General features: G+C 30.2%; 13 protein-coding genes. All 13 read right to left on the bottom strand.

What is annotated here, in order from left to right:
* Positions 1-38 precede the first annotated feature (38 nt).
* On the bottom strand, positions 39-1331 hold the full coding sequence (gene rseP, locus RWS90_RS00215) for an RIP metalloprotease RseP (RefSeq protein WP_314547881.1): 1293 nt from the start codon (positions 1329-1331) through the stop codon (positions 39-41).
* Positions 1332-1351: 20 nt separating this feature from the next.
* Positions 1352-2125: a phosphatidate cytidylyltransferase gene (locus RWS90_RS00210; protein WP_314547879.1), complete on the bottom strand. Its 774-nt coding sequence runs from the start codon at positions 2123-2125 to the stop codon at positions 1352-1354.
* Positions 2115-2879, bottom strand: coding sequence for an isoprenyl transferase (locus tag RWS90_RS00205; protein ID WP_314547877.1), 765 nt, complete (start codon positions 2877-2879; stop codon positions 2115-2117). The genes RWS90_RS00210 and RWS90_RS00205 overlap by 11 nt, the downstream gene beginning before the upstream one ends.
* Before the next feature lie 441 nt (positions 2880-3320).
* The gene (locus tag RWS90_RS00200; RefSeq protein ID WP_314547875.1) at positions 3321-3788 is read right to left on the bottom strand and encodes a LysM peptidoglycan-binding domain-containing protein; all 468 of its coding nucleotides are present in this window, start codon (positions 3786-3788) and stop codon (positions 3321-3323) included.
* A 16-nt stretch (positions 3789-3804) separates the two neighbouring features.
* Positions 3805-3981, bottom strand: a complete 177-nt coding sequence (locus RWS90_RS00195) for a DUF6501 family protein (RefSeq protein WP_314547873.1) — start codon at positions 3979-3981, stop codon at positions 3805-3807.
* 47 nt (positions 3982-4028) lie between these two features.
* A complete protein-coding gene (gene panF / locus RWS90_RS00190) occupies positions 4029-5483 on the bottom strand; it encodes a sodium/pantothenate symporter (protein WP_314547872.1) in 1455 nt (484 codons plus the stop codon).
* Positions 5483-5728: a YhdT family protein gene (locus RWS90_RS00185; RefSeq protein ID WP_314547870.1), complete on the bottom strand. Its 246-nt coding sequence runs from the start codon at positions 5726-5728 to the stop codon at positions 5483-5485. The genes panF and RWS90_RS00185 overlap by 1 nt, the downstream gene beginning before the upstream one ends.
* A complete protein-coding gene (locus RWS90_RS00180; RefSeq protein WP_314547869.1) occupies positions 5721-6323 on the bottom strand; it encodes a phosphatase PAP2 family protein in 603 nt (200 codons plus the stop codon). The genes RWS90_RS00185 and RWS90_RS00180 overlap by 8 nt, the downstream gene beginning before the upstream one ends.
* A 1-nt stretch (position 6324) precedes the next feature.
* Positions 6325-7407, bottom strand: coding sequence for an undecaprenyldiphospho-muramoylpentapeptide beta-N-acetylglucosaminyltransferase (locus RWS90_RS00175; RefSeq protein ID WP_314547867.1), 1083 nt, complete (start codon positions 7405-7407; stop codon positions 6325-6327).
* A gap of 2 nt (positions 7408-7409) precedes the next feature.
* Positions 7410-7901, bottom strand: coding sequence for a pantetheine-phosphate adenylyltransferase (gene coaD, locus RWS90_RS00170; protein WP_314547866.1), 492 nt, complete (start codon positions 7899-7901; stop codon positions 7410-7412).
* 1 nt (position 7902) lies between these two features.
* Positions 7903-8457 (bottom strand): 16S rRNA (guanine(966)-N(2))-methyltransferase RsmD, encoded by a 555-nt coding sequence (rsmD, locus tag RWS90_RS00165; protein ID WP_314547865.1) that lies wholly within the window; start codon positions 8455-8457, stop codon positions 7903-7905.
* Between the two features lie 81 nt (positions 8458-8538).
* Complete coding sequence (locus RWS90_RS00160) at positions 8539-8805, bottom strand: DUF2129 domain-containing protein (protein WP_314547863.1); 267 nt, start codon at positions 8803-8805, stop codon at positions 8539-8541.
* Positions 8806-8814: 9 nt separating this feature from the next.
* Positions 8815-10902 (bottom strand): polyribonucleotide nucleotidyltransferase, encoded by a 2088-nt coding sequence (gene pnp / locus RWS90_RS00155; RefSeq protein WP_314547862.1) that lies wholly within the window; start codon positions 10900-10902, stop codon positions 8815-8817.
* Positions 10903-10925: the final 23 nt, after the last annotated feature.

The raw sequence follows: 10925 nt of genomic DNA, 5'->3' as shown, positions 1-10925 counted from the left end.
TAAAAATAACGAGGAGTTATTTCAACCCCTCGTCATCTCTATTTTCCAAATAATCTTTGAATATCATTCCATGTTACTGCTAACATTAAAGCAACCATTAATAATCCAAATGCCACAGTTAAGTAGTACTGGGCTTTTTTATTAATTGGTTTCTTGAAGATTGCTTCATAAATTACGAATATTATACGACCACCATCAAGAACTGGAATTGGAATTAAGTTCATAAGACCTAAGTTAACACTTAAAATTCCTGTCCATTTTAATGTCGTTATTAATCCACTTTGTGCCGCAGCAGATGACACTTCATAAATCGCTACCGGTCCTCCAAGTTGATTTAAACTAAATCCTCCACTAAATAATGAAACGAATAAATTAATTATTCCCATAAAAATTCTAGTTCCATAGAATAGTGTTTGTTCAAAACCACTCTTAATTGAGCCTGATAAATCTTTTTCATATGCTTGGTCTATTCCAAGTTTATATGTTTTAACTTCTTTACCTTTTTTAACAATTACTTCTTCTTTTGGTGTAACTTTAATTTCTTGTTGTGAACCATCACGAGAAACTTTTAATGTAAGTTCAGCTCCATTAGAATTAACTATCTCATTAGTCATTTCTTTCCATGTATTAACACTTTTACCGTTTACCTGTTCAACTACATCACCTTGTTTTAATCCTGATGAATAAGCTGGATAATTAGATGCAAGTTCTCCTAAACGTGTAGTATTTGATGGAACACCACTATATATTGAAATGCCTAAGAAAATTGCTAGTGCTAATATAAAATTCATTAATGGACCAGCAAATAATGTCCAGAATTTTTTTCCCCATGAGTGTGAAGAGAACATTCTTTCTACTGGTGCTATTTGTTCTTCCATACCACCAAAGGCAACACATGCATCTTTTCTAACTTCATAACGTTCTAATTTATCTCCAACAAAACCTTCAACAAAAAGTTTTTCAGTTAAATCGAATTCATTTAATTCTAATGGAAGTAAATCCATATCATTACTTCTATCTAAAACAATTTTTTCAACTTTATCGTTCTCATCTAGTTTTAAACTAACTTTCATTCCTTTTTTTAAGTCGTATACGGACACGTCATTGTTAAAATCAAAAACATTATCTGGCATCTTAACATATCCTCCGACTGGAAGAAGTCTTATTGTAAAATTAGTCTCTCCTATTTTTTTATGGAATATTTTAGGTCCCATTCCTATTGCGAATTCCTGACATAAAATCCCCGCTCTTTTCGCAGCAATAAAGTGTCCAAATTCGTGTATAGTTACAACTACAAAAAATATTAATATAAATGCTATAATACCTTGCATCTATTACTCCTTTCTATTCTCTAAAATATATTTAGTAAAATTATTAAGCATGGTGCTGATAAAATAACTGAGTCAAACCTATCAAAAATACCACCATGTCCAGGTAATAAGTTACTACTGTCTTTTACTTGATATTCTCTCTTATAAGCTGATTCAATTAAATCACCAAATTGACCAATAACACTAACTATTAAAGTTACAATAATTGCAATAAGTAAATTTGAAAATATGCTAGTTATATTGAAAAATAAAACTGCTATTACTATTGATGATAGGCTACCAATTACAGAGCCTTCAATAGATTTATTTGGACTTATCTTCGGCGAAAGTTTATTTTTCCCAAACTTCATTCCACCAAAATATGCAAAACTATCTGTAAACCAAATTGTAAGTAACAAGTAAGCAACGTGAGATAAGCTAAAATTCCTTAACATAAATAAGCAATAAAATCCTACAAATATGTATGCTGTTACAAATATTATTACACCGATTTCAACTATTTTAATCTTATGACCCGTATAAACAATAGTTGCTAGCATCGCTATTAATATTAAATACACTAGTGCGTATTGCAACAGGCTTGAAATATCTTTATGTAAAAATAATAATGCTCCTACTATTGATGATAATGTTAGAATAACAATGTTAGTTTCTTTAAATGTCATCCTTACAATTTCGTACATTGCCATTACACCTAATGCGTATGTTGTAAATTTAAAGTAATCCCCACCTAAAAATAATAATGGTAAGAAAACAATTAACGCTACTACAGCTGTTATTACTCTAGTCTTCATTTAAACCTCCAAACCTTCTATCTCTACTTTGATATTCAAGTAAAGCATGATAAAATTCCTCTTCTGTAAAATCTGGCCACGCTACCTTGGTAAATAAGAATTCACTGTAAGCAATTTGCCAAAGTAAAAAGTTTGAAATTCTTTGCTCTCCAGAAGTTCTAATTAATAAGTCGGGATCAGGAGTATCAGATGTAAATAAATTACTACTAACGTGTTCCTCTGAAATTTCCTCTATACTATATTTATTATCTTGTACATCTTTAGCAATCTGCTTAACAGCCTTTAAAATTTCATCTTTAGAACCATAATTAAGTGCAAAAATTAATTTTAATCCTGTATTATTCTTAGTTTGCTCTATTGCATCACTTACAGCTTTTCTTGTATTTTCTGGAAGTCTTTCTACAAAACCAATTACTTCAACTTTTACATTGTTTTCCATAAGTTCCGGCATGAAACTATTGAACATTTTTTCTGGTAAATCCATCAGGTAACTGACTTCTTCTTTAGGTCTAGCCCAGTTTTCTGTTGAAAATGCATATAATGTTAAATACTTAACTCCTAATTGCGAAGCATATTTAGTAATTTTCTTTACTGTTTGCATTCCCTCATAATGTCCCTTTATTCTAGGCATATTTCTTTTTTTAGCCCAACGTCCATTGCCATCCATTATAATAGCAACATGTGTCGGAATTTTCTTCAACTCTTGTTTTTCATTTTTTTCCACTAATTTATTTCTTTTTAAAAATTTAAACATAATTCCTCCTATGTAACACACTTCATTATATCATAAAAGGTTTAATGCAACAAATTTTTAATGATTCGTATTACCTATTATGATGTAATTATTTTATTATAATTTAAATAGCTTACTTTTCACTCTGCAAATTTATATTATTTTTTAATACTCTTATTTGAAGTTTTTTTAGATTGCTTTAAATAGTGATCCGTGATAGAGTATACATATTAACACTGACATTTTAGTTTTAAATAGAACTATCGATTATTTAATATCTAAGTAGTGTATCTATAATATTAAAAAAAAGGGAGTGACTCGAAAATCATGATTTCTTAAAAAATCAATTCTATCAAGTCACTCCCACACAGTTTATTAGATATCAATAAAACCCTGTATCTATGAGTTCTCATATAAACTTTTTAAATTTTAGGACTTCTAAATCAGCCCCTTTTATACTGTTTATATTTTCGGTATTTGAATTTTTTGTCCAGCCGCTATATTATTATTACTAATATTATTAGCTTCTTTAATTTTTTCTACACCACTTTGAGAATTTCCCTCTCCATAAGCGATAGATGCAATTGTAAATAATGAATCACCAGATTTAACTATATAATCTTGACCCGCTACGGGTGTGGAACTTACAACTCCTTCAGATTTAATTTTCTCTGAATTATTGCTTTCTTTCTCTTTCTTAGTAGTATTTTCATCAGTTACTTTTGTATCATTAGCTTTAGGTATATCATTTTTTTCTGCTTTTGTCTCTTCTGGAACTTTAGCTGTCTGTTCTGTAGTTTGTTGTACTACTTTATCTTTTGACTTACCGCCAAGTGAATTTCCCAAAGTTGTTACTCCTACGAGAATTAATGGGGCTAGTATTATAAATAATACAACTAGGACTGTATTCTTTATAGTATTTTTTTTCATTTTATCGCCTCTAAAATTATTTTACTTCTTCAAAGTATTCGTGATAATAACCACCAACTTTTCCGCTGTTATCTACTACAAAAACATATTCCTCAGTTTCATTAACAACTTCATATTCCTTACCTACTGTAAGCATATTACTAACAGTGAATTTTTCAGCATCTGTGTGTTTTACTATAACTTTTTTTGACATTTTTTGTTCCTCCTTACTCTTTACATGTTTATTTTATTACAATATAACTATTTTTTCAATTGTTTTTTATTCATTATATATGAAACTATTACAAAAGCTATAAATGAAATTAATAGCGAAATTACAACAGGTTCTATAAACTTAATTATATAAACTGTTTTAATAAGTATATAACTTATTAAACCTAATAATATTGAACTAATCGCTCCATATTTCTCTGCTTTTTTCCAATATAATCCTAATAATATTGGCCATAGAAATGTTGCCTCTAATCCCCCGAAAGCAAATAAGTTAACATTAACTATTAAACTAGGTGGTCTCATACTCAGAAGCATGATTAACATTATTACCAAGATATTTACACCATATACGAATATTGGAACTTTTCTTCCTGTAATTTTTTCTTTGACTACTTTACTATTGAATAGTAAATCTTTTATTAACGCCGATGAAATTAATAAAAATTGAGCGTTAACTGTTGTTATTATAGCAGCCATTGGAGCTGCTAGAACTAAAGCCGCTAAATACCATGGCAGTACTTTTAATGTGATTATAGGTATTACAGAATCATAGTCTGTAATATCAGGAAATACTCCTCTAGCCATAACTCCTATTAAATGAACTCCAAACATAACTATAAATATTACTATTGTTCCAACAATTATGGATTGTTTTAGACTTCTCTTATTCTTATACAACATCGAGTTAATAGCAATCTGAGGAATACCTATTACCCCAACTCCGACTAATACCCAAAATGAACTAACATAACTTGGTGTTAAACTTCCATTTGCTCCAAACGGCGTTAATATTTTCTCATTGATATTAATTAAATTGGCTGTTATTTGGTCGATACCACCGCCATAATTTATAATAGCAAAAAGTAAAATTATAGTAGAAAAAATCATTATTAAACCTTGAATCATATCTGTTATTAAAATATTTTTTAATCCTCCAAATACAACACAGAAGATTATTATTATTGAAATAAGAAATATTCCTGTCTTATATTCAATTCCCATAAATGCTTTTAATAATTTTGCTCCTCCTACCCACTGAGCACTCATAGCAGCAATTAAAAAGACTATCATAGCTAAGGTAGAAAGATAAGCTACTAATTTCGATTGGTATCTTGTTCTTAAGTAATCACTAATTGTTATTGCGTTTATTTTTTGTGCAGCACTTTTAAATTTTTTCGCTAAAACAAGTAATACAAAATACCCAGTAATTACTTGAATTACGGCTAGAAGTACCCAACCATAACCTAATTTATACGCAACTCCCGGCCCTCCTAAAAACGTAGAAGCCGAACCGTATGTAGACATTAATGTAATCGCAAGTACTATTCCACTAACATTTCTATCTGCTAAATAGTATTTTTCAAAAAATCCTCCATGATTTTCTGTTCTACTTAAACGATTTGTGACTAGTGGTAATAAAATAATCGCTAAGAAAATCACTACAAACAACAATAATATTTTATAATCTAACGTATTTACCATTATTTTTCCTCCTCTTTTATCTCATTATTAAGTAAAAGATTCGTACATACTATTACTAATATAATTATAAAAATACTTACTGCTACCGAGCTATAGAAAAACCACTCAGGTAATCCTAAAATATACTTATATGATTTAACATTGTTTACATCAAATTTTACATAAGCAAAATAATACCATAAGGCAAAGTGAATAATTGCTAGAAAAATAGCAATTATCCCTTCTTTATTTTTTAATTTATTCATATTTTTTTCCTAATAACCTCATTATAATATTATAAATACTTGAATAGTATACTTTCATAAAATCCACTATAATACTTCCAAGTAATAATCCTGCTGTTACATCGCTTAGAAAATGTGCACCTAAAACCATTCTTGAAATTGGTACTGCAATAATTGCAAAGGTAGCAAAAACAGTTAATAATTCCTTTTTATTAATTACAAAAATTAATGCTAAGAAAAATAATGCAACAAAAGTGGAGTGACCACTCGGAAAACTAAAACCATCATGAATTTCTGGTAGTGGTCTAACTCTTTGTATACTGTATTTTAATAACGCTAAAAAGAAACCTCCTAGCCCTGCGGTAAAGAAAATAAATACAGCTTTCTTAACTTCTTTAATCCATACTAAAAATGCTGATAATAATATCATTAATAATAATAATAACTTATCATTAAAAACAAGTGAAATTATTTTAGCTGTTTGAACTAAGACCTTTATTTCAATTAAATCAGCTAACACCCTATCAAAATCATTATTCGGAAATTTTATTGCAACAATAGCTAGTGCAACAAAAACTAATATTTTTAAATAAGTAAATACACTTAATCGTCTCATACTAGTTTACACCCCCAATTTTCTCAAGTATCTTGTTATAAAAGTCATTTACGTCGTTAATGACACGTTTCTCTTCTTTATAAATTTTCATTGAATTTTTGTAAGTATCTATATTATCATAAAACTCATTAATTTGTGCAACTGATAGTGTTGGTAAATCTTCTTCTGTAACAACTTTTGCAAAACCATTTTTTTCAAAAAATCTAGCATTTTCAATTTGATCTCCCCTACTTTGATTAGTTCCTAATGGTACTAAAATAGGTGGCAAATCTAACGCTAAAAATTCATATAAAGAATTTGCTCCAGCTCTTGAAAATGCAAAATCTATAATTTTCAGAATATCAAATAACTCTTTAGATAAAAATTCGAATTGCTTATATCCTTCTTTTTCTATATTATTATTTAATAGCCCCTTACCAACAAGATGAACGATTTGGTACTTATTAGTTAACTCATCGATATTATTCCAAATAAAGTCGTTCAAGATTTTTGAACCTAATGACCCTCCCATAACAAGTATAACGGGTTTTTCATTATTAAAACTAGTTAGTTCAAATGCCTTTTTACTTTCTCCAGTATAAATATCATCACGAACTATCGCTCCTATTAAACTAGCTTTTCCTTTTGGAAGATACTTTTTGGTATCCTCGAAAGTTGTAAAAATATGATTACAAAATCTAATATTAATTTTATTTGCCAACCCTGGTGTCAAATCAGATTCATGTAATAAAACTGGTATTCTAAGTAACTTTGCTGCCACGCATACTGGCACACTTACAAATCCACCTTTCGAAAAGACAAAATTTGGCTTCTCTTTTTTTAATATAATTAATGAGTCGATAATTCCTTTTAAAACCTTAAATGGATCAATAAAATTTTCCCACGAAAAGTATCTTCGTAACTTCCCAGAACTAATCTTATAATACTTTACATCTGAAAGTTTACCTATCATATCTTTTTCTATACCAGTTTTGCTACCGATATAAGAAATTTTATATCCATTTTTTTTGAATTCTGGAATAAGTGCAACATTCACCGAAACATGACCTGCTGAACCTCCTCCAGTAAATAGGACTTTTTTCACTTTTATCCTCTCTCTTTCATCTTTTTTTCTAAACGTTGTTCCACACACTTCGGAACAAATTTAGATAAATCAGCACCAAAACCAGATACACCTTTTACAATACTAGAGCTAATAAACGAATACTGCTTATTGGCCATCATATAAAAAGTTTCAATATTTTCATCCAGTGCCTTATTCATAAACGTTAATTGCATCTCATACTCAAAGTCAGATACGGCTCTCAATCCTCTTACGATAACATTTGAACCGGCTTTTTTAGCATAATTTACTAATAAACCTGAAAATGAGTCAACTTTAACATTTGGTATGTCGTTAATCGTTTCATTTATCATATCCACTCTTTCTTCAAGTGAAAATAAATATTTTTTATCAGGATTTACCAGAATAGCTACTATTACTTCATCAAATAACTCAGCACTTCTTTTAATTATATCAATATGCCCATAAGTAATAGGATCAAAGCTACCTGGTACAATCGCTATTTTTCTTTTCATTTTATTTCTCCATATATTCAAAAATTACTATGTCTGTTATTCCGTACTGTTTTTCTTTTACAACTTCAATATTTTTATTTTGAATAGTAATTTCTTCAGTATTACTTTTCTCACAAATAATCAAAGTTCCTTCATTACACAACTGGTTATCAAAAATATTCTTTAATGCGTCATCTATCAATCCTTTATCATACGGAGGATCCAAGAAGATAATATCAAATTTTTCTTCCTTTTTACCAAAGATTTTTAATGCACGCTTAAAATCATTTCTATACAGTGAATAATCTGATGTATCTATTCTGCATTTTTCTATATTACTTTTAATAACCTTAATAGCGTTATTGCTACCGTCTATAAATGTAGCGTGTTTAGCTCCGCGGCTTAAGGCTTCTATACCTAAGCCACCAGTTCCTCCAAAAAGATCCAGTACCTTACAATCATAACAATCTATCATATTAAATAAGTTTTCTTTAATCTTATCGGTTGTAGGTCTTGTATTCATTCCTTCAACTGCATTTAATTTTATAGATCTATATTTTCCTGCTATAACTCTCATTTGTCCTCGCCATAAAATATCATATTTTTAGATACTTCCTTAAAATAAGGGAGAATTTTTAGAACTTCTCCCTTATTTTTATTATTGCTTAGTTAGTAGACTTGAATCTAAATGTTCAAAACTTAAGTGTAAGTCTGACATTCCAGATAACTCTATTTTTTTTACAAATTTCTTTTTCTTAAGATCTGCAACAATACTATCTACTCTAGTCTCATCAACATAGATACACGCATATCGTCCTCTTTTAGAATAAGAAATAAAGTTCCCATATTTTTCTAATTTATTTAAGTCTTTAAAACTTTTAAAATAGACATATATTCCACGTCTTTCTTTTTCAAATAACTCCATAAAATTCTCCTAGAAGTGAGCTGCTGCGTCTACTCGACCTTTCTCATCAATTTTAATTACTTTAACTTTCAGAGTATCTCCCACTTTAACAACATCTTCAACTCTATTTACTCTTTCTTCAGCTAATTTAGAAATATGAACTAAAGCATCAACCCCTGGGAATAATTCAACAAAGGCACCGAATTTCTCAATACGTTTAACTTCAGCAAGGTAAATTTCACCAACTTCAGCTTCACGAGTAATATTTTCGATAATTTCGATTGCTTTATTAATTCCTTCAATTTCAGGTGAAGAAATAAATACATCTCCATTTTGTTCGATATCAATTTTAACACCTGTTTTCTCGATGATTTCGTTGATAACTTTACCACCTGAACCGATAACATCTTTAATTTTTTCAGGTTTAATTTTAATAATTTTGATTTTTGGTGCAAATGTAGAAACTTCTTTACGAGGTTCAGCAATTACACTGTTCATATGCTCTAAAATTTGTAATCTACCAACACGTGCTTGTTCTAGAGATTCTTTTAAGATTTGTTCACTTAGTCCATCAATTTTAATATCCATTTGAAGTGCAGTAATACCTTCAGAAGTTCCTGCTACTTTGAAGTCCATATCTCCAAGGTGGTCTTCCATACCTTGGATATCTGTTAAAATAGTGTAGTGTTCATCTTTTTTAACTAGCCCCATTGCAATACCAGCTACTTGAGCTTTAATTGGTACCCCTGCAGCCATTAATGCCATCGAACCTGAACAAATTGTAGCTTGAGAACTTGACCCATTTGATTCTAAGATTTCAGATACAATACGGATAGTATATGGGAAATCTTCTTTAGAAGGAATCACTTGAGCTAATGCACGTTCTCCTAATGCACCATGTCCAATTTCACGACGTCCTGGAGCACGACTGAATCCTACTTCACCAACTGAGAATGCTGGGAAGTTATAGTGTAACATAAATCTCTTGTTTTCTTCTTGAGTTAAATCATCAATAATTTGCTCATCAGATAAGTTACCTAATGTTACAACACCTAGCGATTGTGTTTGTCCACGAGTAAATAATGCAGAACCGTGTGTTCTTGGAAGCACATCTACTCTTGAAGCTAATGGTCTAATTTCTGTTAATGCACGTCCATCTGGTCTAACTTTATCTTCAGTAATTTCACGACGAACTTCATCTTTTACAATTTTATCTAATGATAATTTTGCTTCTTTAACTATATCAAGCTCATCTTCAGCTGTAGCACGTTCTTCAAAAATTTCAAGAACTTTTTCTTTTACTGCCGAAATAGCTTCATCTCGCTCTTGTTTATCCTTAATAGCAATTGCTTCTTTCATTTGAGATAATGCCATTGAAAGAACTTCATTATAGATAGTTTCATCAATCACTTTTAACTCAACTGCCATTTTTTCTTGACCAATTTCATCAACAATTTGTTGTTGGAATGCAATTAGTCGTTTGATTTCCTCATGACCAAACATAATGGCTTTTAACATAATTTCCTCAGAAACTTCTTTTGCACCTGCTTCTACCATGTTAATCGCATCAATCGTTCCAGCTACTTTTAGGTCAACTGTAGAACGTTCCATTTGTTCAACTGTTGGATTAATTACATATTCTCCATCAACATATCCAACTGTAACTCCGGCAATCGGTCCTTTAAATGGGATATTTGATACAGATAATGATAATGAACTTCCTAACATTGCTGCCATTACAGGATCACAATCATACTCAACTGATAATACAGTTGAAATAACTTGTACTTCATTTCTAAAACCATCTTCAAATAATGGTCTAATCGGTCTATCAATAAGACGTGCTGCTAATGTTGCTTCAGTCCCAGGACGACCTTCACGACGTAGGAAACCTCCTGGAATTTTCCCTACTGCATACATTTTTTCTTCATAGTTAACTGTTAATGGGAAGAAATCTACATCTTTTGCTTCTTTAGAAGCAACTGCTGTTGTTAATACAACAGTATCTCCATATTTTACTACTACCGCTGCATTAGCTTGACGAGCCATCTCGCCTAACTCAACTGTTAGTGTTTTTCCAGCCCATTGTGTTGTATAAACTTTTTTATCTTGAAACATGTTTATTTCCTTTCAATATTTTT

It is taken from the genome of uncultured Gemella sp. (assembly GCF_963529685.1).
GTDB lineage: Bacteria > Bacillota > Bacilli > Staphylococcales > Gemellaceae > Gemella.
The sequence above is the reverse complement of the archived record's forward strand: the minus strand, read 5'-3'. Positions and strand labels throughout refer to the sequence as shown.